The organism is Dolichospermum circinale AWQC131C (assembly GCF_000426905.1).
GTDB classification, from domain to species: domain Bacteria; phylum Cyanobacteriota; class Cyanobacteriia; order Cyanobacteriales; family Nostocaceae; genus Dolichospermum; species Dolichospermum circinale.
Window position 1 is genome coordinate 76,026 of record NZ_KE384642.1, and the last position, 26,661, is coordinate 102,686.

Annotated in this window: 21 protein-coding genes; 13 read left to right on the forward strand and 8 right to left on the reverse strand. The window is 36.1% G+C overall.

What is annotated here, in order from left to right; genetic code table 11:
- Window positions 1–42: 42 nt before the first annotated feature.
- The 5 genes from ACIR131C_RS0118555 (at window position 43) to ACIR131C_RS0118575 (ending at window position 9,700) form a co-directional block, all read left to right on the forward strand.
- A complete protein-coding gene (locus ACIR131C_RS0118555) occupies window positions 43–2,151 on the forward strand; it encodes an ATP-binding protein (RefSeq protein WP_028091397.1) in 2,109 nt (702 codons plus the stop codon).
- Window positions 2,152–2,180: 29 nt separating this feature from the next.
- Complete coding sequence (locus tag ACIR131C_RS0118560; protein WP_028091398.1) at window positions 2,181–4,733, forward strand: DNA translocase FtsK; 2,553 nt, start codon at window positions 2,181–2,183, stop codon at window positions 4,731–4,733.
- A gap of 200 nt (window positions 4,734–4,933) precedes the next feature.
- Window positions 4,934–5,818: a ParA family protein gene (locus tag ACIR131C_RS0118565; protein ID WP_028091399.1), complete on the forward strand. Its 885-nt coding sequence runs from the start codon at window positions 4,934–4,936 to the stop codon at window positions 5,816–5,818.
- A 939-nt stretch (window positions 5,819–6,757) separates the two neighbouring features.
- Window positions 6,758–7,930, forward strand: a complete 1,173-nt coding sequence (locus ACIR131C_RS0118570; RefSeq protein WP_028091400.1) for a septal ring lytic transglycosylase RlpA family protein — start codon at window positions 6,758–6,760, stop codon at window positions 7,928–7,930.
- 153 nt (window positions 7,931–8,083) lie between these two features.
- Complete coding sequence (locus ACIR131C_RS0118575) at window positions 8,084–9,700, forward strand: bifunctional pantoate--beta-alanine ligase/(d)CMP kinase (RefSeq protein WP_028091401.1); 1,617 nt, start codon at window positions 8,084–8,086, stop codon at window positions 9,698–9,700.
- Between the two features lie 185 nt (window positions 9,701–9,885).
- Here the strand turns inward: ACIR131C_RS0118575 and ACIR131C_RS0118580 are convergent, their stop codons facing one another.
- Window positions 9,886–11,103 (reverse strand): glycoside hydrolase family 10-like protein, encoded by a 1,218-nt coding sequence (locus ACIR131C_RS0118580; RefSeq protein ID WP_028091402.1) that lies wholly within the window; start codon window positions 11,101–11,103, stop codon window positions 9,886–9,888.
- 137 nt (window positions 11,104–11,240) lie between these two features.
- Here ACIR131C_RS0118580 and ACIR131C_RS0118585 point away from each other — a divergent pair, with 137 nt between their 5' ends.
- Window positions 11,241–11,912 carry a hypothetical protein gene (locus tag ACIR131C_RS0118585; RefSeq protein WP_028091403.1) on the forward strand — a complete coding sequence of 224 codons (672 nt, stop codon included), beginning with the start codon at window positions 11,241–11,243 and terminating at the stop codon, window positions 11,910–11,912.
- A 55-nt stretch (window positions 11,913–11,967) separates the two neighbouring features.
- Here the strand turns inward: ACIR131C_RS0118585 and ACIR131C_RS0118590 are convergent, their stop codons facing one another.
- Entirely contained in the window at window positions 11,968–13,152 is a 1,185-nt protein-coding gene (locus ACIR131C_RS0118590) for an NAD(P)H-quinone oxidoreductase subunit H (protein ID WP_028091404.1), read from the reverse strand.
- Between the two features lie 320 nt (window positions 13,153–13,472).
- On the opposite strand from ACIR131C_RS0118590, the gene ACIR131C_RS0118595 reads away from it, so the two are divergent.
- The 6 genes from ACIR131C_RS0118595 (at window position 13,473) to ACIR131C_RS0118620 (ending at window position 21,643) form a co-directional block, all read left to right on the forward strand.
- A complete protein-coding gene (locus ACIR131C_RS0118595; protein WP_028091405.1) occupies window positions 13,473–16,700 on the forward strand; it encodes a type ISP restriction/modification enzyme in 3,228 nt (1,075 codons plus the stop codon).
- A gap of 187 nt (window positions 16,701–16,887) precedes the next feature.
- Window positions 16,888–17,313, forward strand: coding sequence for a hypothetical protein (locus ACIR131C_RS23325; protein WP_051347624.1), 426 nt, complete (start codon window positions 16,888–16,890; stop codon window positions 17,311–17,313).
- Window positions 17,314–17,330: 17 nt separating this feature from the next.
- On the forward strand, window positions 17,331–18,239 hold the full coding sequence (gene rsmH, locus ACIR131C_RS0118605; protein WP_028091406.1) for a 16S rRNA (cytosine(1402)-N(4))-methyltransferase RsmH: 909 nt from the start codon (window positions 17,331–17,333) through the stop codon (window positions 18,237–18,239).
- Window positions 18,240–18,397: 158 nt separating this feature from the next.
- The gene (locus ACIR131C_RS23330; protein WP_051347625.1) at window positions 18,398–18,943 is read left to right on the forward strand and encodes a hypothetical protein; all 546 of its coding nucleotides are present in this window, start codon (window positions 18,398–18,400) and stop codon (window positions 18,941–18,943) included.
- A gap of 289 nt (window positions 18,944–19,232) precedes the next feature.
- A complete protein-coding gene (locus ACIR131C_RS0118615) occupies window positions 19,233–19,697 on the forward strand; it encodes a hypothetical protein (RefSeq protein WP_028083476.1) in 465 nt (154 codons plus the stop codon).
- A 65-nt stretch (window positions 19,698–19,762) separates the two neighbouring features.
- A complete protein-coding gene (locus ACIR131C_RS0118620; protein WP_028091407.1) occupies window positions 19,763–21,643 on the forward strand; it encodes an ABC transporter ATP-binding protein in 1,881 nt (626 codons plus the stop codon).
- 165 nt (window positions 21,644–21,808) lie between these two features.
- Here ACIR131C_RS0118620 and rnhA read toward each other — a convergent pair whose 3' ends face one another.
- From rnhA to ACIR131C_RS0118635, 3 genes are read right to left on the reverse strand one after another with little or no spacing between them, the layout of a single operon-like run.
- Window positions 21,809–22,726 carry a ribonuclease HI gene (gene rnhA / locus ACIR131C_RS0118625; RefSeq protein ID WP_028091408.1) on the reverse strand — a complete coding sequence of 306 codons (918 nt, stop codon included), beginning with the start codon at window positions 22,724–22,726 and terminating at the stop codon, window positions 21,809–21,811.
- Window positions 22,727–22,743: 17 nt separating this feature from the next.
- Window positions 22,744–23,151, reverse strand: coding sequence for a GNAT family N-acetyltransferase (locus ACIR131C_RS0118630; protein ID WP_028091409.1), 408 nt, complete (start codon window positions 23,149–23,151; stop codon window positions 22,744–22,746).
- 13 nt (window positions 23,152–23,164) lie between these two features.
- Entirely contained in the window at window positions 23,165–23,731 is a 567-nt protein-coding gene (locus ACIR131C_RS0118635; protein WP_028091410.1) for a pyridoxamine 5'-phosphate oxidase family protein, read from the reverse strand.
- A 48-nt stretch (window positions 23,732–23,779) separates the two neighbouring features.
- On the opposite strand from ACIR131C_RS0118635, the gene ACIR131C_RS0118640 reads away from it, so the two are divergent.
- A complete protein-coding gene (locus ACIR131C_RS0118640) occupies window positions 23,780–24,688 on the forward strand; it encodes a 1-aminocyclopropane-1-carboxylate deaminase/D-cysteine desulfhydrase (RefSeq protein WP_028091411.1) in 909 nt (302 codons plus the stop codon).
- 182 nt (window positions 24,689–24,870) lie between these two features.
- Here the strand turns inward: ACIR131C_RS0118640 and ACIR131C_RS0118645 are convergent, their stop codons facing one another.
- From ACIR131C_RS0118645 to ACIR131C_RS24025, 3 genes are all read right to left on the reverse strand, one after another.
- The gene (locus ACIR131C_RS0118645) at window positions 24,871–25,131 is read right to left on the reverse strand and encodes a hypothetical protein (protein WP_028091412.1); all 261 of its coding nucleotides are present in this window, start codon (window positions 25,129–25,131) and stop codon (window positions 24,871–24,873) included.
- A 72-nt stretch (window positions 25,132–25,203) separates the two neighbouring features.
- On the reverse strand, window positions 25,204–25,788 hold the full coding sequence (locus ACIR131C_RS0118650) for a Uma2 family endonuclease (protein ID WP_028091413.1): 585 nt from the start codon (window positions 25,786–25,788) through the stop codon (window positions 25,204–25,206).
- 109 nt (window positions 25,789–25,897) lie between these two features.
- On the reverse strand, window positions 25,898–26,661 hold a 764-nt coding region (locus ACIR131C_RS24025), incomplete at its 5' end, for a pentapeptide repeat-containing protein (RefSeq protein ID WP_196811808.1).

Below are 26,661 nucleotides of genomic sequence, written 5' to 3' on the forward strand. Positions count from 1 at the left end.
TTTCATTTTTTCATTACTTCCTCCTCTCACAAATGTGTATCTATGACAGACATTAACGACATTATTAAACGCGAGGTCAACCCTTTTGACGTGATCAATTTAAAGCCTACTAATTTTTGGGCTGAAGAACAAGATTCAAAACTCATGGTTGAGTCAATTCATAAAAACGTAATCATAGAAATTGAAGGTTTACTTGATTTAGTAGGTAAAGATCATCGTAGCCGTACAGTTTTATTAGCCGGTGAGTCTGGTTCTGGCAAAAGCTATTTATTAGGTCGGCTTAAACGTACTCTTAACCCGAAAGCCTTTTTTGCTTATATTCTCTGCAACTGGGCTGATAGTGGTAATATCTGGCGGCATATTTTACGTCACACTGTTGATAGTTTAATTCAAGTTCCCGAAGGTGAAAAAGAATCACAGTTAATGTTGTGGCTAAAAAGTTTAACGGCGTTTACAAGAAGTGATATCCAACAACGAATATTTAATGATAATTTTTGGGAAGCATTACAAAGTAATCGGCAAAGATTCATTAAACACCTCAAAGATACTTATAAAAAAGCAGGTATTTATAATCCAGATATGTTTTTTGGAGTGCTACATGATCTCGCAAATCCAGAATTATATGACTTAGCTTGTGAATGGCTGCGTGGAGATGACTTAAATGAAGATTCCATGAAAGAAATCAAAGTCAAAACCTGCATTGATACAGAAGATGCTGCGAAAAATATTTTAGCAAATTTTGGCAGAATTTCCACACAAACCCAACCAATAGTTTTATGTTTCGACAATTTAGATACTATGCCCCAGTTACCAGAAGGTTTCCTGGACATACAACCTTTTTTCAATGTCAACACCACAATTCATGGGGATAATTTAAAAAATTTCTTGGTGATAATTAGCGTTATTACAAACACATTAAAACGGCATTTTGATCGGATTCTCCCAGCCGATAAAGCCGGAATACATAAAACAATTCAGTTAAAACCTATTACTATAGAACAGGCAGAAGCACTTTGGTCCTATCAACTTCAGCCATTACATCAACTAGCAAATCCTAGACCTGAATCTCCTATTTTTCCTCTAAATCGGCAAATTTTAGAGAAAACCTCCCCTGGTGGTAAAACTATGCCTAGAAATACATTAGTTTTAGGTCGTGAAGAATATCAAAAATATAAAGGTTCATTATTAGATGAAAAACCAAAGACCGAACCAGTTACAATACAAATAAAGGTGACAATACCCGATGAAAAAACGGTTTCTAAACCTATATTTATTCTTCCCCCACCACCTCCAGATAATCAAGATACAACTCAAGCAGAATTTCAATTATTATGGCAGCAGGAATATACAAAAAGTCATGGGAAAATTACCAAGATTTCTTTGTTGTCATCACCTGATTTAATTCAGATGTTGCAACAGTCTATATCTAGTTTAAAAATGCAGGGAGTTAAGTCTAAACTTTTCAGCGGAAAGTATGCTAGTTATTCCTTGAGTTATCAACATCCTACCAAGCAGGAAAAATTGGGTATAGTTTGGACAGAAGACTCACATATGAATAGCTTTTATCATGTAATGAACGCTTGTCAAACAGTCATTCAAAAAAATCTCTGTCAAACTATGTACTTAATTCGTGGTGGGGATTTAGGAAAACCAAATCTGGCGGGAAATAAACTCTATAGACAGATTTTCACTGATACTAATCATGTTCATATTAAACCAAGTTTACAGTCTATTCACTATTTGGCAACATATCAAAGTTTGGTAAATTCTGCCAAATCTCAAGAATTGGTAATTGGTGGTAAAACGATTAATTTACAAGAACTAGAAACTTTAATTAATGAATCTGAGATATTGAATCAATGTACTTTATTACAAGATTTGGGAATTGTTTCTAAACCAAATCCAAAGCCAAATGGTAAGGAAGGAGAAGATTTAAGACCTGTTAAGGATTTCTTATTAAATCTAGTTAAAACTCAACATCTTTTAGGAAAACCAACTTTAATTGACAATGCTATTAGCAACTTTTCCACAGTTAACGAAGCTCAAATTAATGTATTGATTCAACAACTATGTGAGGAAAATAAAATTCAAATTCTTGACCCCAAAGCCAAGCCAGAAGCTCAATTAATTTGCTTAGTTCCTCACAAGTAATCTATCCAGCACATTTTTTATATCAGTCAATGCACTACCTGACAGAAGCTTCTGAAATTTACCAGCAAATTTCCCAACTGTCCCTATCTAAAACCCTATGGATAGATACAGAAATTGCTGATTGTTATACCGATAAACCAAAATTAGCACTAATTCAGGTATTGGCTGATTATACAGATTTAACTGGTGAATCTGCTTACATTTTTGATGTTTTAGATAAACCTGATTTGGCTGTATATTTCATTAACCAAATTATGGTTAATTCCCAAATTGAGAAAGTTTTTCATAATGCTGGTTTTGATTTAAAATATTTAGGGAAGGAACTAGCCCAAAATGTCACTTGTACTATAAAAATAGCTAAAAAAATTACCAAAGAAGTTTTACAAACTACCAACTTAAAACTAAAAACTCTAGCTGCTGAACTCTGTCAATTTTCTCATGTAGACGCAGAAGAGGGAAGCAGTGATTGGGGAAAACGTCCCCTGACTCAAAAACAGTTAAACTATGCAGCTATGGATACTGTTTATCTCGCTGCTGTTCATTATCGCTTGCTTGAAATATCCAATCCTGATGTTATCAGTCGTGTATTTAATATGGTAGATCACAAATCTGAAAATTCCTCTTTAACTCCTACTAAAGTTAGATTAGCTTTTGAATGTCCTCGACTATTTTATCTAAATCACCATTTTAATTGTAAAGCAATATTCTCTCCTAAAGATACTGTTGGGGGTGTTGGTAATGTTTTTCATAAATTAGCAGATGATTTTATTAATTTACTGCTGATTGAACCCAGATTTAAAAGTTTATTTAATCCATCTGCAACACAATTAAAGGTAGATGTAATTACATCGGAAATTCAACAATTATTCTATCAAATTAAGTTCTTTCCCTATTTACAAGATGTAATTGCAAAAGACGCGAGTAAAGCACCTGTATTACTACAAGTTTGGCAAGGTTTACAAGGATTAATTAAGAGGTTTACTGAATTGATGATCATCAATCGTCGTTATTGCAGTGCGGAAACAGTTATTCAAAATACTTTTATTTCTGGAGAACACAATTTAGAATATTACTTTGATTTACCTAATGGCACAAAACAATTAATTAAAGGTGAGTTTGATTGTCTGGTTTTTAATTTTGAACTTAAACGCCTTTTTATGGTAGAATTTAAAACCTATCAACCTGTAGATTCAGCAGCACAATTAGCGCAAGTCTCTCTCTATAGTTATATGTTATCGAAGCAGAAAAAAACACCTGTTGATTCTGCTGTTTATTGTGTTTTACCAGAATTTAAAGAGTACAAATATTCTTGGGAACAGTTAGAAAATACGGTTCATCAATTAATTCCCTATAAATTATTACAAATGCAAAACTGGTTAAGTTGGGAATCTCCCAATCCTAACCCACCACCAGCGACAACTCAACCTCATTTATGTGAAATTTGTCCCCAACAACAAAAATGTCAAACTTTTTTTGATGTTGAATCTAATCATGATCAAAATTCAGATACAGAACCTTCTAGAAAAAAGCCAGAGCCATCTATTAATGCTGATAAGATAGGCGAAGATTTAGTTAATACTTTGCAATCTTTTGGTATTGGTGTTGAGTATCATGGTGCTGCGGTAAGTCCAGCATTTATCAGAGTCAAACTTAAACCAAATTCGGGTGTAAAGGTAAATTCAATTCTCAAATTATCCGCTGATTTACAAGTACAATTGGGGTTAGAATATCCGCCTTTAATTGCACCTCAAGCTGGTTATGTAAGTATTGATTTACCCCGTCAAGATAGACAAATTGCTAAATTTGAAGATTTTATTCAAAAGCAATTTTTACCCCCAACAGCACCCGTAAAAATTGCCATTGGGGTGAGTATTGATGGTAAATTGTTAGAGGCTGATTTATCAGATCCAAATACCTGTCATTTTTTGGTGGGAGGAACAACAGGAAGCGGAAAAAGTGAATTTTTGCGATCGCTTCTTCTCAGTTTAATCTATCGTCATTCTCCCCAACATTTAAAAATTGCTTTAGTTGATCCTAAGCGGGTAACATTTCCCGAATTTGAACAAATGTCATGGTTATATGCACCAGTTGTCAAAGATAGCGATCGCGCTGTAGAATTAATGCAGGAACTAGTTGCAGAAATGGAATCTCGTTATCAAAAATTTGAAAAGGCTAAATGTGCAGATTTAACAGTTTATAATCAACGTTCCTCCCCAATGTTACCGCGCATTGTTTGTATTTTTGATGAATATGCCGATTTTATGGCAGAAAAAGAGGTCCGCACCATATTAGAACAAAGTATCAAACGTTTAGGCGCGATGGCAAGAGCCGCAGGTATTCATCTAATTATTTCTACCCAACGTCCAGAAGCGAGTATTGTCACCCCAATTATCCGTTCTAACCTACCTGGAAGGGTTGCACTCAGCACTAAAAGTGAAGCAGATTCAAAAATCATCTTAGGTGGAACATCAACCGTAGCAGCTTATCTGATAGGCAAAGGTGATTTAGTTTACCAAGTTGGTTCACACTTGCAACGTCTTCAGAGTTTATTAGCACAAAGTATTCAGCTACCATTAGTTTAGCCAAATAAATAACCTAGTAGAGACGTTCCATCTAGTAGAGACGTTCCATGGAACGTTTCTACTATTTTTGTCGGAGATGTCTATTAGAAATCATTTGATACTTTTCCACATCCCTCTAAAAGAGTAACATCACCAAAGTTAAAATCTATTAGATAATATGAACGCTATCTAAATGGGAAAGCGTCAGTAGAGGAAGTAAAATGGGACATATAATCGCAACAGCAAACATGAAAGGTGGAGTTGGTAAAACCACTATTACAGTCAATATAGCTACTTGTTTAGCGAAAAATTACGGAAAAAAAGTCCTGGTTTTAGATTTAGATAGTCAAATTAGTGCCACACTGAGTTTAATGTCACCAGTAGAATTTGCCAAACGTCGTAAACAAAGAAAGACATTGAGATATTTGCTAGATCAAATTATCAACCCCGAACCAGAGGCAAAATTTACCATTCATGACATTATTCAACCGCAAGTTTGTAATCTTCCTGGATTAAATTTATTACCGGGAGATATAGATTTATATGATGAATTTGTGGTTTCAGAAATGCTGCATAATCAATCTGTAGCATTGGGTGAACAGGACTTTGAAACTATCTGGAATCGCTTTGAAAGAGTCTTAATTAGAGATATCTTAAAACCTGTGCGCGATGAATATGATTTTATTCTTTTAGATTGCGCTCCCGGTTATAATCTCATGACTCGTAGTGCTTTAGCCAGTAGTGATTTCTATATTCTCCCAGCTAGGCCAGAACCCTTATCTGTAGTAGGAATCCAACTTTTAGAAAGACGGATTTCCCAATTAAAAGATAGTCACAAACAAGAAGCAAAAATGGATATTAAAATCTTGGGAATAGTCTTTAGTATGTCCAGTGCAAATATCCTGAATAGTAAATATTATAAACAGGTAATGCACCGAGTCATTGAAGATTTTGGAATAGATAAAATCTGTAAAGCGCAAATACCAGTTGATGTGAATGTTGCCAAAGCTGTTGATAGTTTCATGCCAGTTTCTTTACTAAGTCCTAATACAGCCGGTTCTAAAGCATTTATGCAATTAACTCAGGAATTATTGCAGAAGTTGTAAGTAGGTTTCTACAAGGATTTAGGGTTTTAGGAATTTGGGATTTATTTTTGCAATTTCGGGAATATAGTTATAGTTAGTTGCTACCCATCTTTGAGGGATTTATACTGGAAATACAATTCCTTAATCATGTTTAAAAGTGCTGGTGGTAATATTTCTGAAATTTCTGGACTAAATATAGGGTTGATAGCTTGATACAAAATTGATTACTGAGGTTATCACTGAATAAAAAGCAAATATGTATGATTTTAGACCTTGAGTATTAATATATACGCGCTTATTACCCTTTTTTCATTGTCTCATTAATTATTGACCTGATCACAGGAATAAATACTTACTGGAGAAAAAACACTTTTATTACTCAATACTTCGTGTAATTATGTATACTAGATAAGTAAGTTATTATCAGTATTTATCCATTAATTATGTAGGTAACAAATTAAGTATTTAGTGAAATATCCCAAATAGGTTTTCAAATTTAGTCCTTATGTAGACTATATTTTCCGAGATTTGAGCTTCTGTGAATAAAACTATTTGCCAGTAAAATTGCATCTAAACCTAAATGATGCTAAGTTTATTTTAAATACATAATATTTGATAAATACTGAGGATAAATATTAAGTAGTAACTCTGGGATCAAGTTATTGGTCAATAATAATTTGGTCTGAGAAAATATAGATATCTTCAAAAAACGTTACATAGCTAAAATCCTGAATTGAAAACAGTTTGACAGCCCAAGTCTGAGTTGAAATTTTGCCAGTCTGTTGAAATTTACGCTAAAACCCTGATCCCCAACCTTAAACATTCATGCTAGTCTATTGCAGTTACAAAATCCAAAGTGGAAGCGGAACAGGTTCGAGTTTGCAGGTACTGTCACCATCACAAGTGAAAAACCCAACTAAAAACAACTTAAGTTCTCAAGTCGCTTTAAAAATCGGACGCATGAATCAAAGACATTTGTGGAATACTGTCGTAGCCCAAACAATATTGACCCTAACCGTTTTGGGTCTACCCTTAGCAGCTAGAACTCAAGCCAGCGAGGGAAGTTCTCCAACTCTGGCCAAATCATCTGCCAATGATGCGGTTAAAGTTGGAGAATACCAATTACCGACAGAACAACCCCTGGTTGAGCCTGTGATTGCCAGAATTAAGCCTCACAGTATTCAGGGTTTACAAGCAGCAACTCTTTATGTTCGGGATACTCCCGTTCTCACCTTTCTCGGTTCTGCCCGAGTTTCTAACAAGAAAATCAAAATTGGAGTCATTGGCAATAATCAGAGTTTAAATTCTGATTCTGAAGTTGCTGCTGACTCAGGTAAATTTGCCAATTTTAGCAATACTGGCAATACAATCAATATCAACAAACAATTCAGTGCCATTGACAATGACCCGGTTGAGAAAGCTAGTGTCATAGCAGCTAGAATTAATGAACTAGTTGAAAACAATGTAGACGCAAGCAAGATTACCGTCAGTTGGAAAATAGCGGATAATCCCGCAAGTAATAACAAAGCTTACAAGAATGGCCGCTCTGTTCGTAGACCGTCTGGGGATTCCTATGGATCGCTCCGTGATCGCTACACCATCACAATTGACGGTCAAGAACTGGTAGAAGTCAATAAAACCACGCGACTATCAGCCAATACTAATGGGGACAGGAAAACCCCAGCCACTAATCTGGCTCAAGATGCTTTAGAGGCAACTAATAGACTGCGGAGACTGATTGGCAATGCAGATCCCATCAAGGAAATCGCTAATCTACCCGCTGGTAAATCAGTTTCTACACTAAAGTTACCACAAAAAATTGCTTTTGGCGGGGTAAATATTAATTTTCGCGGCATAGCTTCTTGGTATGGTTATGACGGCTCTGGCAATAAAACAGCCAGTGGGGAAAGATATAATCCCGAAGGTTTAACTGCTGCTCATCGCAGTTTACCTATGGGGACAAAAATCCGTGTTACTAATACCAGAAATGGGCGTTCTGTCGTCGTCCGCATCAATGACAGAGGTCCTTACATCCGTGGTCGAATTATCGATCTTTCTGCCGGTGCTGCCCGTGTATTAGGTATGATCGGCAGTGGTCTTGCTCCAGTCAGTCTGGAAATTTTGGGAAGATAATCCCCTTTCTCGTTCCTTATCTTTTTTCGCTCTTCACTATTAAATTCCCCTGGTTCATCTATCTTATTTATCCCCCAATTATCAATTGTGCCACGCGGCGCTATCAGATATACACTAACGGGGGAAAGGATTGAAAGGAACTGGGGGTTTTTTGTGCGGTTGCTGACAACAGTTACAGCTTTACGGTGTTATTTGAATGGCCGCCGGAGGTGTTACCATTTCGGGACGACCCAGGATAAGGAAGTTGATGATCAAGCTGTTTGGTATCCGACTGCGGTGGGTTTAGTGCCAACTATGGGTAATTTACATCAAGGGCATCTGAGCTTGATTCATCGAGCTAGGAGGGAAAATTTGACGGTAATTGTCAGTATTTTTGTTAATCCGCTGCAATTTGGACCAAATGAGGACTATCAACGCTATCCCCGGACTTTAGCACGGGACAGAGAATTTTGTGAACAAGCTGGTGTAGATGCGATTTTTGCCCCAAATCCTGAAGAAATTGGTGTCTCTGCTGAAAATATCACAGCAACTCAGGTGACACAAGTTATCCCCCCATCTGCTATGATGTCTAGTTTGTGTGGTAATTTTCGGCCGGGTCATTTTGCGGGTGTAGCCACAATTGTGACTAAACTCTTCAACTTGGTACAACCTGACCGAGCTTACTTTGGACAAAAGGATGGTCAACAACTGGCAATTATTAAGCGGTTAGTAACTGATTTGAATTTGCCCGTTGAGATTGTTTCTTGTCCCACGGTGCGGGAATTGTCCGGCTTGGCTTTAAGTTCTCGGAATCAATATTTGACTACCACGGAAAAAGAGCAAGCAACAGTGTTATTTAAAGCTTTAGAACAGGCTAAAGCGGCGTTTCAAGCTGGCGTTCGTCACAGTAGTGAGTTAATAGCATTGGCCAGGCAAGAAATCGCCAAGGTGAGGACTATCAGCTTGGAATATATTGAATTAGTTGAACCAAATACGTTGATGTTTTTAGAAAAAGTTGAGAATGAAGGAATGTTGGCGATCGCGGCTCGTCTTGGTTCTACCAGGTTAATTGACAACACGATTCTACGGGATGTCAAGGACCAAATCCGCCAACCGATTATCGCTATTGATGGTCCTGCGGGCGCTGGTAAATCTACAGTCGCTCGTCAGGTGGCACAGGAATTAGGTTTGGTTTATTTAGATACGGGTGCTATGTACCGATCAATCACTTGGCTGGTGCTGGAACAAGCTATTGATATTGATGATGATTGTGCTGTGGCTGAATTGGCGATGCGGTGTAAAATTGAACTTACTCCTGGTCAAAGTCTGCAATCTCCCGTAAAGGTCCAGATTAACGATATAGATGTAACTGAAAAAATTCGCACAACTGAGGTGACATCAAAAGTATCGGCGATCGCTGCCCAAAGCGCTGTTAGACAAGCATTAGTCCAACAACAACAGATTTGGGGACAACGGGGAGGTTTAGTAGCGGAAGGTAGAGACATTGGTACTCATGTGTTTCCAGATGCAGAAGTTAAAATCTTTTTAACTGCTTCCGTGGGTGAACGGGCCCGTCGTCGTTATCAAGACTTTGAAAAACAAAATCAACCCCAAGTTAGTTTAGAACAGCTAGAACGGGACATTGCGGAAAGGGACTTAAAAGACAGCACTCGTAAGGTTTCCCCCTTACAAAAAGCACCTGATGCTATTGAAGTCCAAACCGATGGTTTAACTGCTTCTGAAGTGGCTGCACAAATTATTAGCCATTACAATCAGCGGCTATCCCATTGATAATGACCGAAAAAAATTGGATACAAGCCCCGTCCTTCTAGGACGGCTTTGTCGTCGGGTAATGAGATACAGCAAGTTCAGATTGAGTGAAATACAGCTTATGCGGGCAAGATGCCCGCACCACAAGAGTTTTATCTTATCATTCATATCTGTACTTTGTGAATACCGATAACTGCTGTAATTTCCTACGGTTTCCAATTTGCTAATAAGTTGGGATAATTTGCAGGTGTGGGGAATATTTTTCGCCATGTTTGTTGACGTTGTTGGGGTTTTTCTTGGCTAATATTCCAGAGGGTTTCATAGAAGAAAAAGGAAACACCAGCAAATTTCCTCTCGCGTACTTTCTCGACTTGGGTTTTTATTTGTTCTATGGAAACTGAACGATTTTTTAACCCGCTTAAAATTCCAATACTCACGGGAATATGACTTTGGGCTAGTTTTACTTCTGGATATTCTAATTCGCTGATAAAGATGTTTAAATCATCACGATAAATCTGTAAAACTAGGTCTTCAATTATTCCCATTCTTTCCCATTTTTGCCAATCTGCTAGGAAATATTCATAGGAAAAACGCTGGGGATTTGGTGCAACGGAAACGATACAATCTTTTTTATTGGCTTTAATTGCTGTAAATACCTGCTGCATAAATGCGGTAATTTTGTTCGCTCTCCAACTTACCCATTCTGGATTTTTGAAGTCTGTGGGGGGAAGTTTACCTTGATGTTCTTGCTGGTATAATGCTGTAGTGTAGCTATCATATCCTAGTTCTGATGGTAAACCGAAATGATCATCAAATTGAATTCCATCAAGATCATAATTTTTAACTATTTCTACTATCAAATCTTGAATAAATTTTTGCACTTCGGGACGAAAGGGATTTAACCAAACTCGGTTATGTATTCCTTCTTTGACTATTCTTGTGCCATCTTGGCGATTTGTCAACCAACCAGGACGATTTTTAGCTAAAAGTGAATCAGCAGGTGCCATAAAGCCAAATTCAAACCAGGGAATGACTGTTAAATTTTGCTTATGTCCCTGGGTGATGATTTCTTTAAGCATATCTCGCTTTTGCAGTCCGGGGGTGGGGTCAACTGCTTTACCAATTACTTTGGCTGCTACTTTGCTAGGATACAATGTATATCCCCAATTCCAGACGGCGGGATAAACGGTGTTAAAGTTGAATTGCTGTAATGTTCGTAAGCTCTGTTTTAATCGTTCTCTCTCAAATAAAACATCACTATCAATATTTGTCAACCATACCCCCCGTAATTCTGTGGAATTAGGAATTTGGGCATTTAAAGGGTATGATAGCATAATGATAGCTATCATACTCATGGCCATGATAATCGCTAAAAATCCCAGTTTTCTAGTTTGACTTTGCCATTTGAGAAATATTTTTTTCATTAATTTCAATTAATTTAATTGCAAAACTTTGCCTTCTGTGCAATTTTACATTATTCTTAGGCATAATCTCGCAAATAACTATATTCTCCTCCTTGTTGTCTTGAGTCTAATTAGCAAATTTTGATACTAAAATATCCATGAAAACATCTACAGCCTCTAACAACTATAGTCAACCACCTACCAACTACCCCCCCTCTGTCCCTCTGTATGTTTATCGGGAGTTGACAGCAGAGTTACAAGCAATACAATCCAAATTGGATGTAGTCACAAATCACAATCAAAAACTAGCCCAAGAAAATCAACAACTGCGTCAAGAAATTACCAAAGTCATTGAGTCTTGCTTAGAACTACAAAGGTTAGTTGATGCTTCAGCGCCTAGTTCTCCCGTAGCACTTCAGCCTAATAAACGAGTCAAATCTTTAACTCAAATTCAACCTCAAATCAGTAATAACGATGAGGTAACATATACAAATAAACCTACAAATAAGCCGAAGTTCACCGCAGCACCTCCACGTCAAGAGCCTAAACCCCAAAAAAAAGCAGTCATAAAAAATACACATTCTCAAAACCATCACCAGGGGGCAACCGTATCTGGTACGAATATTAACGCTACGGGATCACAAAAGGTATTTATAGAAGAGAAAAAGGTACGCTTTTCTCGTCCTACCATGTCTAATACAAAGGAGTTAAGCGGCTGGAATTTATTAATAACCATTGTATTAATTATGATTACTGGTTTTGCGGCTGGGTATATAATTGTTCGTCCTTTATTCCAAAATCATAGTCAACAATTTCAACTTAAACATTAGAAATGTAGAGACGTTCCAGGAAACGTCTCTACTAAATTTGGTTGTTTCCTATTGATTATCTATCAACAGAACCCATAATTACGTCAATACTACCGAGAATAACAACAATATCTGCTACCTTCATTCCTCGGAGTAAATGGGGAAGAATTTGTAGGTTGTTGAAATCTGCGGCGCGAATTTTCCAGCGCCAGGGGAAAACATTATTATCACCAACTAGGTAAATTCCCAATTCTCCCTTACCACTTTCGACACGGGAGTAAATTTCACCTTTAGGAACTTTAAAAGTAGGAGCAACTTTTTTAGCCACGAACTGGTAATCAAAACCATCCCATTCAGATTTTTTTCCAGCCATTATCCGTTTCGCTTCCAGGTTTTCGTAGGGTCCTCCGGGTAATCCTGCAATAGCTTGGCGAATGATTTTTACAGATTCGCGCATTTCTCGCATCCGTACCATGTAACGAGCAAGACAATCGCCCACAGTCTCCCACTGAACATCCCAATCAAAATCATCGTAACATTCATAGTGGTCAACCTTCCGTAAATCCCATTTTACCCCAGAAGCGCGTAACATCGGACCAGAAAGCCCCCAATTAATAGCTTCTTCACGGGTAATAGTTCCCAGGCCTTCAATACGGCGGCGGAAAATGGGGTTATTGGTAACTAAGCGTTCATACTCATCAACTTTGGGGATAAAGTAATCACAAAAATCTAAACACTTATCTACCCAACCATAGGGTAAGTCAACAGCCACACCACCAACACGGAAATAGTTATGATTAACCATGCGGTAGCCTGTGGCGGCTTCCCACAGATCATAAATCATTTCCCGTTCCCGGAATTGGTAGAAAAAGGGTGTTTGGGCGCCAACGTCAGCTAAGAATGGACCAAACCATAGGAGGTGGTTAGCAATGCGGTTGAGTTCCAGCATGATCACACGGATATAGCTGGCGCGTTTGGGTACGGTAATACCCGCTAATTTTTCCGGTGCGTTGACTGTCACCGCTTCATTAAACATCCCCGCAGCGTAGTCCCAACGGCTAACGTAGGGGACATACATGATTGTAGAACGGTTTTCGGCAATTTTCTCCATCCCCCGGTGTAAATAGCCTATAACTGGTTCACAGTCAACGACATCTTCACCATCTAAGGTCATGATTAAGCGCAAAACTCCGTGCATTGATGGGTGATGAGGACCCATATTTAGCACCATCGGTTCGGTGCGGGTTTCTATTCTACTCATAGATTTTGCTGTTCTCCCGTTGTGGATGTTGTCAATTGACCCGCTAAGATTAACTTGTACTTCAATTATTATAGGGAAGCTTGATATATAGGGGATTAAGAGTTTTGACTTTTTTCATGTATCAGAGGATGATTGGTATTGAGTTCTTGACAATTATATCAATCTTTGGGTAGTTTTGATGGTTTTTGACTCGTAGCAAGATAAATTTAATTTATAATTACCCTAATTAGTATCTATGGCTATCTATGGCTAATTTTTTTTAGCTCACCCAGATGTGCAAAGTTGGAGAAGCAGAGTTTTTTAAGGGGTATGATTCAATTATGAAGTATTTGCAAGTTTATTTTCAGGAAGTTACTCAAGTTTATCAAGGACAAAATGCTACTGAGCATAGTTATCGTCCAGCTTTGAAGAAGTTAATGGAGTCTTTAGATTCTGGTATTCAAGCTATTAATGAACCGAAAAGAATCGCTTGTGGTGCGCCGGATTTTGTGGTCAAAAATGGTGTTTTAGATGTTGGTCATATTGAGGCTAAAGATATTGGTTTTTCTCTCAAAAAAGCGGAAAAAACTGCTCAAATGGGGCGTTATTTTCAGGCTTTGGGTAATTTGATTTTAACTGATTATTTAGAGTTTCGTTGGTATGTCCAAGGAGAGTTAAAACTATCTGCTGCTTTGGGAACTATTGATAAAAACAAAAAAATCAAAGTTGATCAGGAAGGAATGCAGGAAGTTGACCAACTTTTGCAGCAATTTTTATTAGCTAAAGTTCCCCAAATCACGACACCCAAGGATTTAGCTAAACGTATGGCTAGTTTAGCTCAATTGATGAGAGATGCAATTAAAACTGCGTTGCATGATGTGGATAAAGGGGGAACTTTACGGGAACAGTTGGAATCATTTCAACGAGTATTAATTAAGGATTTAACCGTTGAACAATTTGCGGATATGTACGCCCAAACTATTTGTTATGGTTTATTTGCAGCGCGGTGTAATACTGATAATGTTCAGACTTTTTCACGGGAAACAGCAGCGTTTAAATTACCGAAAACTAACCCTTTTTTAAGAAGTATTTTTGGACAAATAGCCGGACCTGATTTAGATGATAGAATTAGTTGGGCTGTAGATAATTTAGCGCGTATTCTCCAACAAACGGAAATGGCGGAAATTCTCAAAAATTTTGGTAAACGGACTCGCACAGAAGACCCTGTTGTCCATTTTTATGAAACGTTTTTGGCGGAATATGACCCGAAAATGCGAGAATCAAGAGGGGTTTATTATACTCCTGAACCAGTGGTTAATTATATTGTCAAAAGTGTAGATTATATTCTCAAACATAAGTTTAATATTAGTAAAGGTTTAGCAGATTCTAAAAAGATTAAAGTTCCTAATCCCAAGGGTGAGGGAACTATCGAAACCCATCAAGTTTTGATTTTAGATCCTGCGGTGGGAACGGGAACTTTTATTCACAATGTCATTGATTTTATTTATGATAAGTTTAAAAATCAAAGGGGAATGTGGTCAAGTTATGTTAGTCAACATTTATTACCGCGATTATTTGGTTTTGAGTTATTAATGGCTCCCTATACTGTAGCACATATAAAATTAGTTTTACAGTTGCAAGAATTGGGTTATGATTTTAGTTCTGAGGAACGGTTAAGGATTTATTTAACTAATACCTTACAAGAGGCTTTTCAGTTAGAAGATCAAATGGTTAGTTTTGGTTATCGAATTAAACAAGAAGCAGAAGCAGCAAAGCTTATTAAACAAGAAAATCCAGTTATGGTAATTTTGGGAAATCCTCCTTATTCTGGACACTCTGTAAACACAGGTGATTGGATCAAAAATCTTTTGAAAGGTGAAGATAGTATTTATAATTGTGAAACAGGAAATTATTTTGAAGTTGACGGAAAACCTTTAGGTGAAAAAAATCCTAAATGGTTAAATGATGATTATGTAAAATTTATCCGGTTTAGTCAATGGAGAATTGAAAAAACAGGTTACGGAATTTTAGCTTTTATTACCAATCATGGTTATTTAGATAACCCCACCTTTCGGGGTATGCGTCAAAATTTGATGGAAACTTTTGATGAGATTTATGTTTTAGATCTACATGGTAATAGCAAGAAGAAAGAAGTTTGTCCTGACGGTTCAGCAGATCAAAATGTTTTTGATATTCAGCAAGGGGTAGCAATTGGATTTTTTATTAAATATCAAAATAAAGAACAAAATAGTCAGAAACAATTAGCAACAGTTTATCATGCTGATTTATGGGGTTCTAGAGAAGTTTATGAAAATAAAGAGTTAGTTGGTGGTAAGTATCATTGGTTAGGGGAAAATGATATTAATTCTACTAATTGGGAACAATTAGCACCAAATACACCATTTTATTTATTTAAGCCTCAAAATATTGATTTAAGAGTCGAACATGAGCAAATGTGGAAAATTAACGAAATAATGAGTGTTAATGTTTTAGGTTTTCAAACTCATAGAGACAATTTTGCTATTGATTTTGATGAAGAAAGTATGACTAAAAAAATTCAGGAATTGCGAGAGAACAATTTATCTAATCAAGAATATGCTGACAAATATAACATTACTAATAATCAAAATTGGGAATTAGATAAAGTTAGAAAAGCAATTCTCTCAGATGATAAATGGAAAGCTAAAATAATTACTTGTTTATATCGTCCTTTTGATTTACGCTATTGTTATTATAGTGATGTAGTAATGGATAGACCTAGAAAAGAGTTACTGAATCATGTTTTTAGGAAAGATAATTTAGTTTTCAATTTACCAAGAATAGTAAAACTCCAGGAATGGAGACATTCACTAATATCTAATGTTCCCTGTACTGCTATTTCTATGGATGTAAATGGTTCGTATATTTTTCCTCTCTATCTTTACCCAACTAATAAGCCTACTCTTGATAATAATGTCATTAATCATTCTCATGAACGTAAACCGAATTTATCCCCAGAATTTATTACACAATTCTCTCAAAAACTAGACTTAGAATTTATTTATGATGGAAAAGGAGATAAAACTAAAACCTTTGGACCAGAGGATATTTTTAATTACATTTACGCTATCTTTCATGCTCCTATTTACCGTCAACGTTACGCCGAATTTTTAAAGATTGATTTTCCTCGTGTTCCTTTAACTGCCAATGCTGCACTTTTTTGGGAATTAGTAATCAAAGGTGATAAACTAGTAAAATACCATTTAATGAAGGAAACCGGAACAGAAATTTCTACCTATCCTATTCCTGGTTCTGATCTGGTCGAACAGGTCAAATATCATGAAAATCATCAACAAATCTGGATAAATGCTGAACAGTATTTTGATCAAGTTCCGCAACAAATCTGGAATTTTTATATTGGTGGTTATCAAGTTTGTCAAAAATGGTTGAAAGACAGAAAAGGAAGACAATTAAATTTTGATGATATTAGTCATTATCAAAATATTATTTCCATCATATCGGAGACTATTAACATTATGGAAAATATTGATCAAATCATTGACAAATATGGCGGTTTTCCGTTAGAATGAGATTATCAATAAGTGAATATAATAAAACTCCGGCGAATATAATATGGCTTACGCTGCGCTATCGCGTCTACACAAACAAAGTCCGCGCGGACTAAATTAACAACCCACGTAGGTGGGTTTTGTCTGTTGAGATGCGGTTTCTAACCGCCCCTTGGTCAAAATATGGTCAATATTCTTGATATTCATAATGAACAAAACATCTGAACAAAAATTTTTAGAAGCCTTAGATATTTGTCAATTATTAATTGATTTTAAATATCGTCCTACCAATTTAACCTATCAAGCAATAGAGTTATTTTGTGATATCGCTAAAAATCCTCTTGAATTATTAGAATTATGTCAAAAATATTCTGGTAGCATTGAAAAAATATGCGAATTTATTCATGAATATGGCACAAGTATAGATAATTGGCGTGTTGATTGTTCCCTTGGTTTTGGTGTAAAAGATCATTGTAGCTTTTTGAGTTTTTTTCTCAATCTTGATCTTTGCCAATTTGAATATTTTACAGACAATTTTACCACATTAGAACAAATTGCGGAACTATTTAAAGATTGGAAAGGAATTGATTTTAATTCTGTCATTAAAAAGCAAAAAGTAGTTACATTTTCATAAATTAATAAAATAAATTAATGAGCAAATCAGATTTACAAAACTCACTAGATTTAGAAGAAATTACATTTTCCCATATTCCCGTTCTCAGTCAAGAAATAATCACAGGTTTAAATATCCAACCTGGTGGACATTATTTAGATTTAACCGTTGGTGGTGGAGGTCACAGTCGCTTAATCTTAGCAACTGCTGAAGATGTGAAAATTACCGCCGTTGACCAAGATTTAGATGCTTTAAATGCAGCCAAAGAGAATTTAGCGGAATTTGGAAATAGAGTGAATTTTATTCATAGCAATTTTGCAAATTACCAATTTCTAGAAAGTACCTATCATGGAATTTTAGCAGATTTGGGAGTAAGTTCCTATCATTTAGATCATCCAGAACGAGGTTTTAGTTTTAGAAATACTGCTAATTTAGATATGCGTATGAACCAACAACAATCTCTCACCGCTGGAGATATTATCAATGAATGGGACGAGAAAGAATTGGCGGATATTTTCTTTAAATATGGTGAAGAGAGACTTTCCAGAAAAATAGCTAGAAGAATAGTAGAAAATCGCCCATTTAATACTACTACAGAATTAGCAAATGCGATCGCCTACTCTGTCCCTCCTAAATATCGCTACGGAAGAATACACCCTGCCACCCGTGTTTTCCAAGCCCTGCGAATAGCAGTCAATGATGAATTAAATGTCTTAGAAACCTTAATAGAAAAAGCACCAACAGCCCTTATTTCCGGTGGAAAAATAGCAATTATCAGTTTTCACAGCTTAGAAGATAGAATAGTTAAACACGGTTTAAGAAACTTACCTTTCTTGCGAATTTTAACAAAAAAACCAATTATGGCTACGGAAGCGGAAATAAAAGAAAACCCCCGTTCTCGTTCTGCTAAGTTGAGAATAGCAGAAAAGAAATTTGTAGATGATTGATACTTTTAAACTCTCTCTTTGTCCCTGGTTTAGCCCTAAAACTCTTTTTTGAACTAACCACTCTAGGTACAGAGGACAGGGAGTGAAGAAAATTCTTGACTGAATTATCTACTGTTGTTATATGCTATATTTTGATGTTTTGAATCAGAAATTGAGTTATGAACAAAAACCCGATAGTATTGATGTTTAGCACTATGATTATTGGTTTGGGATTTTTACCGTCTTTAGCGCAAGCGAAACCTCCTGCTTCTGATACCCAAGTCGCAGCCATGGTAGAAGCTTTGCGACTAGCTGCACCGAAAACGAAAAAGCGCAATGATGGATATTATAGTGAATGGCAAGTTAAACCGGAAACTCTCAAAGGTTGGACGAGAAATTGTCTGAAAAAAGAATTAACACCAACTCAGTTTGAAAATGATCCCAAGGTAGCCCGTCAAGTTGTTTCTTGTATCACCACCCGTGAGTTAAATAAGCAATTTGCAGCCACTAAAAACGATGAGAATGCTGCTGTACGTGGTGTTGCTTGTTGGTGGATGACTGGTAACTATACTGGCTGCGATAAGGGCTTTACGGCTGGTTATGTGCAGCAGGTGGTTCGCTTTTACAAGCAAGAAGTTTCTAAACCAGCAGCGGTAACTCCTGCACCACAAAAAACCCCCAATAAAAACCCAAATAAAAACCCAAATAAAAATAATTCAAATTAGGTTTATTTATTCCTGATGATACTTTTAAAATATCCTGTTGAAGGTCAGGGAATTTATTATTAGGATATGGCTAATGACCTGATTATAGGGGTAATCCAGGAATTACCCCTAATTTCTGTTTAATTTCTGTTTTGCTTCCTGAATATGAAATAACTGGGTCAGAAAGAACAAATAAAATATTAAATTTACCCAAAAAAAGTAAAAATGATCCCAAATTTGCTAAAATTACTTAATGCTAAACCAAAAATTAACAGATAATTGTCGGCATAATTAAAGGAGGATTTATCCAATGAATAAAGTATTAGATGAAACTCTGTCTCATCAAGTTGCAAACACTATCAAAAGTAAAGCCAAAAAACCTTTTGATAATGCTTATAAAGCGGTTTTGGTGACTGAGGGGGCAAAGTATGTACAAGGCTTTTTAGTATTTGCGGGTAAGCCATATAAACCCGTTGAACATGGTTGGATTGAAGTTAATGATGTGATTATTGATCCTACACTTCCTTTTCTCCAAAAAAAGCCCCAAGAACTTTATTATTTTCCGGCTCAAAGTCTCAGTGTTAAGCAGTTAAAAGCTGTAATTGAAGAATCTCAGGAAGATTATCCAGAGGATGATCCTTTACCTATTTATGGTGAAGCGCCTTATGATTATTATGGTGATGTTATGTTGGGTGGCCAAGAATATTTGCTGGCCTATCAAGCCGCAGAGATAAAGTCTCAAGAAATCAATGGTTTAATTTTTGAAAAAAATTAGTGAGCATTCAGTTATAAATTCACTTTTGCAAGTTTTAACGGTTTTTAATTCCCTATTTCCTATTTATGAGCATCTACCCATCTCAAGTTAAATCGGATACGGTATACCGCCCTCGAGAAAATGACTGGCGGTTATTTTTGCGCTTAGTACCCTATGGTCGTCGTTATGGCAAATTATTGGCAGTATCTATGTTACTGCTAATTCCTATTGCTGTTGCTAGTGCCATTAAACCCATGTTAGTCGGACAAGCGGTTTCTTTAATTCGCAAAGAACCGAGTACATATCAATTTTTGCAAAATATGCCCCTGTGGCAGGGTTTAAATATTCTCATTGGGATGTTACTGATAGCAACGGCTATCCGCTTAGTATTAATAGGTGTACAAGGTTATTTAGTTCAGAAATTAGGACAAAAAATCACAGCGGCTATTCGTGAGGATTTATTTGATCATGTGACATCTTTAGCTGTACGTTTTTTTGATAGTACACCCGTAGGTAAATTAATTACTAGACTTACTAGTGATGTAGAAAGTTTAGGAGATGTTTTTTCCACTGGGGCTATAGGTGTTATTTCTGATTTATTATCTATGGTAGTGATTATTGGATTGATGTTTTCAATTCAATGGCAACTTGCTTGTTTGTTGATATTTATTCTTTTCCCAGTCACTTGGTTAATAATTTATTTTCAACAGCAATATCGGGCGGCTAATTATAAAAGTAGAGAAGAACTTTCTCAACTCAATTCTCAACTCCAAGAAAATATTGTTGGTATTAATGTAGTCCAATTATTCCGCCGAGAAAAAGTTAATTTGGAGTTATTTCGGGCTGCTAATCAACGTTATGTTAGGGAAGTAGATACTAGTATTTGGTTTGATTCAGCGGTTTCTGCCACCCTAGAATGGGTTGCTTTAATTGCTATTGCTGGGGTATTATGGTTAGGTGGGGGGTTATTGTTAAATCAACAAATCACCTTTGGGATTTTATCAGCATTTATTTTATATGCCCAACAATTCTTTGAACCTTTGCGGAATTTTGCCGAAAAATTTACCGTAATTCAATCTGGTTTTACGGCTATTGAACGGGTAATTGATATTTTAGATGAACCTATCGAAATTAAAGATTACCCAGGTTCAGAAAGTTTCAATAAAAATTTTGAATTTGGTTACATTGATCAGATCATCTCTAAGTTAGAAACTCAAGATTTTACGCCTATTCCTGCCTTGGGGGAAATTAAGTTTGAAAATGTTTCCTTTGCTTATAAAGATGATGATTATGTGATTAAAAATTTAGACTTTACTATTTACCCAGGGGAAAAAGTAGCTTTAGTAGGTCCGACAGGTGCGGGGAAAAGTTCGATTATTCGCTTGTTGTGTCGTCTTTATGAACCAACTCAAGGACGTATTTTAATTGACGGTGTGGATATCCGCGAAATTCCCCAAAGGGAACTGCGAAGTTATATGACAGTAATTTTGCAGGAGGCGTTTTTGTTTGCGGGTGATGTGAAAAGTAACATTACTTTAGGTGATGATTACAGTTTTGCAGAAATTGAACAAGCAGCGGTGAAAACCAATGTTGCAGCGTTTATTAATCAACTACCCCAGGGTTATGATACTCAATTGCGAGAACGGGCGACAAATATTTCTAGTGGTCAAAAACAACTTTTAGCCTTTGCGCGGGCTGCTATTCGTAACCCGGAAATTTTGGTGCTAGACGAAGCTACAGCTAGTTTGGACGTGGGGACTGAGGCTTTGGTTCAAGAGGCTTTAAATGACTTGCTGATAGGGCGTACAGCAATTATTATTGCTCACCGTTTGTCTACGATTCGTAATGTAGACCGGATTTTTGTGTTGAAGCGGGGAGAATTGATTGAACAGGGTAGTCATGAAGAATTGTTGCAACAAGAGGGATTTTATGCTACTTTGCACAATTTGCAAATGTTAGGAACTTAACAACAACTGAATCAATATTTTTTTGGAGGTGGGGTTAAACAAACCTCAACCCCACCTACGAATCAAGGTTTTTTTAATTTGTCCAAGGTATTGTTAAATGAGAACCAAAATTTACCTAAAAAAGTATACACCGAAAACCTGGCGACTCTATTCCCTCTTCATTGTTTATTCTACTTCTATTTCTATTTTGTCTCCACGTTCCAGTTCCCAAAGAATTTGATTACCTTCACGTCTTACCCGTGAAACTATCCAATTTCGCCAGCGCCATTCATCACCTCTGCTAGTAACGGCGCTAGAGTGAACACTCATTAAGTCTGCTAATTCTGAACTGGTGATTAGGTAGCCTTTTTCGGCAATTTCGTCCGCAATACGCAAAGTTTCCACTAAGTTACGAAGTTGTGAAACCCTCATTTCAATGGGTTGTTCGTTGGTTGTAGTCGCGGTTGGGGCAGTAGAAGGTTCCATAATGGTTATATCTGATACAGATGAACTGCTTTCCAGTGTATTTTTATTAATTATTATTCTAGAGTTGATCGGATAATCAGATACTAGTGATTCACTCATTTCACTGATTTTAGGTAAAGTTTCGTAAACAGAGTTGGGAAATAGGAATAACTGTTGTAGGTTAGGAGTTTTACCGTTAGCGAAGCAGCGAGCGATCGCATCACAGCGTTCATTACCAATATTACCAGAATGTCCGCGAACGTGCTGCCATTTTATCAATTGGCTATTAAGTTGATCAAGGGTTTGCAAAAGGTCTTGATTTTGGACAGGATTACCATCTGATTTTTTCCAGCCTTTCCTTTTCCAACCTGGCATCCATTTAGTAATAGAATTAATCAGATATTCACTATCAGTGAACAGGGTAATAGGTTGAGTTTGTCCAGATGATTGAAAAAATTCCAAGGCCGCGATCGCCGCTTGCATTTCCATTTTATTATTAGTGGTATGTTGGGATGAATCACCCATTTCGTGAACTGAACCATCACAGAAATAGATAACTGTACCCCAACCCCCAGGACCAGGATTACCTGTACAAGCCCCATCTGTGTATATACTTTCAATTATCCGTTGATTAGACATGATCCAGAATTGCTATATTATTGATAACGGTACATTAATTCTAACTTGACAACATCAGTGAAACCCCAAGTTTGATAAAATGGGATCATTTCTGGTAAACAGAAAAGAGCAATATTTTCAACTTTTTTTAATTGGGGATGATTAATGACTTCATTTAATAACTTAGCACCAAATCCCATTTTTCTATAACTAGGTTTAACAATCACATCATAAAGAACTCCGCGATAAACAAAATCAGTCAGAACCCGACAAAAACCAATTAGTGCTTTTTCCTCATTTACTAAAGCAATAATAATATCAGATGCAGCCAACATTTTGAACACATCTTGATATGTCCTGTTTCTACTCCAAAATTCATTTTTGTATAACTCTACAAGTTGGTAAATTTGGGTTTCATCCAATTGGTTAACTACTTGATAATTCATAATTTTAATTTTATTAATCACCTAAATTATGGGATTTACTCAAAGGAGTTGATAAGCCATCAATACTCATAAGATTTTTCTTTTGTTGATATTCCTTAACTCCTTCTTCCCCTTTTTTACTAGCCCAATTAACTAAAGTATCTCTTTGTCCAAGATATTCATACAGAGGAACACCAAACCCACAGGAAGTTTGTACTCGTTCAATATCTGCAATAATAATTTGTCGAGTTCCCGGAAGAGGAGGAAATAAAGGATAGAGAAAATTCCAGTCAGGAGAATCTGGTAAAATAGTTTGTCCCTGACCATAAAGACGGAGAATACAAGCCGGCTCTTGAAAAGCGCAAAACATCAAGGTTATCCGTCCATTTTCCTGTAAATGAGCAGATGTTTCGTTACCACTACCTGTTACATCTAAATAACCAACTCGGTGGGGGGAAAGAATGCGAAAACTGTCTAAACCCTTGGGAGAAAGGTTAACATGACCTGTAGAACTCAGAGGTGCAGTTCCCACAAAAAATATTTTTTGAGTACTAATAAACTTTTGTAATTCTTCGTTGATAAAATCAAAAACTTTAGCCATAAACTTGCTATTTGGTACTATTATAGTAAATAATAACCTTTTTTGGAAATGTCGTCAATTTTTTTTCCACCACCCATTCAAAAAATTAATAGTCAAATTGTAGATCAAGCAGATGTTAAAATATACATCTTGCGTCTTGATCTCATGCACCCCCAAATTAACGGTAATAAATGGTTTAAGCTAAAATATAACCTTGTCGAAGCTAAACAGAGAAATTTATCCACAATTCTGACCTTTGGTGGTGCTTATTCTAATCATATTTATGCTACCGCAGCCGCAGGAAATATATTTTGTTTCCGCACTATTGGAGTAATTCGTGGAGAAGAAAATATCCCTTTAAATCCTACCTTACAATTTGCAGTTACACAAGGTATGGAATTAGTATATATTGATCGTCAGACATATAAACAAAGCCATACAGAGGAATTACAAAACCAATTAAAACAGCGATTTGGGAAAGTATTTATTATTCCTGAAGGTGGTTGTAATTTAAACGGTATGCGTGGTTGTATAGAGATATTAGAAACAATTAAAGACTTTGATACTGTTTGTTTAGCTTGTGGTACAGGAACAACATTAGCAGGGATCACACTATCATTAAATCAACCACAAAAAGTGATTGGTTTTCCTGTTTTAAAAGGTGGTGATTTTCTCAATCAAGATATTAATAATTTACTAAAAAATTATCTAAATTCTGACTTACCTAAACCTGTCAATTCTCCCGCACCTTGGGAACTAATTTGTAATTATCATTTTGGTGGTTACGCTCAAGTAAAAGATGAATTAAAACTATTTTGTGATAATTTTCAACAACAACATCACATACCTTTAGACTATATATATACCGGAAAAATGTTTTATGGAGTTATGGATTTAATCAAACAAGGTTTTTTCAAATCCGAATCTTTACTATTAATACATACAGGAGGTTTACAAGGTAATAGAGGATTTAGATAATTACAGGACTTACGGAAAATATTCCTCAAACCCTCATTTCTCTGTGTTCTCTGTGCCTCAGTGGTTCGTTATTCCGTGACTCGTGCGTAAGTCCTAAATTAATAAAATAATTAATTTTAAATTAATGTTTAATCCCTGATTTTATCAAAATGCAGGGATTGAAGATTGATGATTTTCACGAATTAAGCTTGTAAATTCGCTTGTTGTTGTAACCAAGAATCTACAGGTTGTCCGTCCTTACGTTTGAGTTCTATTTCTATGACCATGACTTCTTTTGAACCGGGAGGTGCGGGTTTTTTGTGGAATATCACCTCATAATCTAAAGGATTGTGATTATGTTCTTTTAACCAATCTTGGACTTTAGTAAGTGCAAAAAATGATTGTCCTTGGGCGAACATTTGGGTAATTTGCATTTGTAATCTATAGGGATTAATGCGACTCATTTTTATTGACTCCTTTGGTATTTAGAATTATGATTATCTCACGCAGAGGCGCAGAGAGAAAGATTGAGTTGTTTATTCTTGTATGTTGAAATCTACTTTATCATAAATATCTGATAATGTCATTTGACAGGAAATAGAGGCTAGATTTAAGTTGATATTTCCATCTGTAAATTCGGAAAATATCCATTGATTATTATCGGTTTTAAAATATTGTTCAATGTGGATTGTGTATTGATCAATTAAAATATATTCTTGTAAGGTGGGAATTGTCCGATAAGCTGCAAATTTTTCATCTCTATCATAGCCTTTAGTAGATTTTGATAAGACTTCTGCAATCATTACAGGATTTACTAAAGTGTCGGTTCTTCCTTCTTGATATTCTAAGGGAGTTTTCACGACCATAATATCAGGATAGGTATGAATTTTTCTGCTGGGAATCCAAAGACGTTGATCTGTGACAAAGACTTGATAAGGTTGACGTTTAAGCGCGAAATTTAACATGGCGTAAAAATTTCCTGCAAGTTGGTTGTGATTGGGTGTTCCGCCTGTCATGGGTATAATTAATCCGTTGATATATTCGTGACGTATTTCTGAGTTTACCTCTAATTCTAAGTATTCTTGGGGTGAATAGTAGCGTGTTTCTTGTGCGAGGGTCATAATTTTAATTTATAGGTTTTATGGGTTGGATGTCGCTTCTACAAATTTCTCAATTAAGTTCTAATTATAGTCTAGCAGTTTGTTTGAATTGATAAAAATATGAGTTGAATTATTCAAGAAGTCGCTTATCTATCCAATTACATTGTTCACAATGATATCTTAGAGCGTCCTGTTGTTTATTCGCATCTTCATCAGTTAAACGACTTTCTATTTTTATTCCTCTAATATCTTGATAGTCTTTTGCTATTTGTTCAGATATTAATACTTTTCTGGTGGTTGGGTGAATCGCTATCAGGTGTGCATCAAAAAGTCTATGCAAATCTACTCTCAAAAGTAATCCATTAGCTACATCATGAGATTCAATCTTGCTATAAGGAATAATATGTGCTGCTTCAATAATTTCTTTAATTTCACAACCACTAATTAAACATTTATAACCATATTTTTTTGTTAGTTCTTCTTTAAATTCTTGTTGTCTTTCTCGTGATGGTAGATATTTCTGTGATTCTCCTTTATTATTTAATAACTCCTTTATCCACTGAGGATCTTGATAATTTGACCAAATCATTTGTGAAATTTTTTGTGCAGCTTTTTGTGGAATTTTGTGTACAGTTGTGGGATGAAGTCTTTCAGGAAATTTAGTTTCATCATTATAATAAGCATCTTTTAAAGTGCTAACAGTAGTAAGTTTATTGTGAGTTTGACTTAAATCAGTATCGCAAAAATTTGCTTCTGCAAAATTAGCGTTGGCAATTTTTGACATTTTCAAGTTTGCGCCTCTCAGATTTGCACATTGTAATTTTGCTCTTCTTAAATCTGCTCCTGTCAAATCTGCTCCTGTCAAATTTGCATCTGTTAAATCTGCTCCTGTTA

Coding starts and splice junctions, on each gene's coding strand:
- ACIR131C_RS0118555 (WP_028091397.1), top strand. CDS start 43: ATGACAGACATTAACGACATTATTAAACGCGAGGTCAACCCTTTTGAC.
- ACIR131C_RS0118560 (WP_028091398.1), top strand. CDS start 2,181: ATGCACTACCTGACAGAAGCTTCTGAAATTTACCAGCAAATTTCCCAA.
- ACIR131C_RS0118565 (WP_028091399.1), top strand. CDS start 4,934: ATGGGACATATAATCGCAACAGCAAACATGAAAGGTGGAGTTGGTAAA.
- ACIR131C_RS0118570 (WP_028091400.1), top strand. CDS start 6,758: ATGAATCAAAGACATTTGTGGAATACTGTCGTAGCCCAAACAATATTG.
- ACIR131C_RS0118580 (WP_028091402.1), bottom strand. CDS start 11,103: ATGAAAAAAATATTTCTCAAATGGCAAAGTCAAACTAGAAAACTGGGA.
- ACIR131C_RS0118585 (WP_028091403.1), top strand. CDS start 11,241: ATGAAAACATCTACAGCCTCTAACAACTATAGTCAACCACCTACCAAC.
- ACIR131C_RS0118590 (WP_028091404.1), bottom strand. CDS start 13,152: ATGAGTAGAATAGAAACCCGCACCGAACCGATGGTGCTAAATATGGGT.
- ACIR131C_RS0118595 (WP_028091405.1), top strand. CDS start 13,473: ATGAAGTATTTGCAAGTTTATTTTCAGGAAGTTACTCAAGTTTATCAA.
- ACIR131C_RS23325 (WP_051347624.1), top strand. CDS start 16,888: ATGAACAAAACATCTGAACAAAAATTTTTAGAAGCCTTAGATATTTGT.
- rsmH (WP_028091406.1), top strand. CDS start 17,331: ATGAGCAAATCAGATTTACAAAACTCACTAGATTTAGAAGAAATTACA.
- ACIR131C_RS23330 (WP_051347625.1), top strand. CDS start 18,398: ATGAACAAAAACCCGATAGTATTGATGTTTAGCACTATGATTATTGGT.
- ACIR131C_RS0118615 (WP_028083476.1), top strand. CDS start 19,233: ATGAATAAAGTATTAGATGAAACTCTGTCTCATCAAGTTGCAAACACT.
- ACIR131C_RS0118620 (WP_028091407.1), top strand. CDS start 19,763: ATGAGCATCTACCCATCTCAAGTTAAATCGGATACGGTATACCGCCCT.
- rnhA (WP_028091408.1), bottom strand. CDS start 22,726: ATGTCTAATCAACGGATAATTGAAAGTATATACACAGATGGGGCTTGT.
- ACIR131C_RS0118630 (WP_028091409.1), bottom strand. CDS start 23,151: ATGAATTATCAAGTAGTTAACCAATTGGATGAAACCCAAATTTACCAA.
- ACIR131C_RS0118635 (WP_028091410.1), bottom strand. CDS start 23,731: ATGGCTAAAGTTTTTGATTTTATCAACGAAGAATTACAAAAGTTTATT.
- ACIR131C_RS0118640 (WP_028091411.1), top strand. CDS start 23,780: ATGTCGTCAATTTTTTTTCCACCACCCATTCAAAAAATTAATAGTCAA.
- ACIR131C_RS0118645 (WP_028091412.1), bottom strand. CDS start 25,131: ATGAGTCGCATTAATCCCTATAGATTACAAATGCAAATTACCCAAATG.
- ACIR131C_RS0118650 (WP_028091413.1), bottom strand. CDS start 25,788: ATGACCCTCGCACAAGAAACACGCTACTATTCACCCCAAGAATACTTA.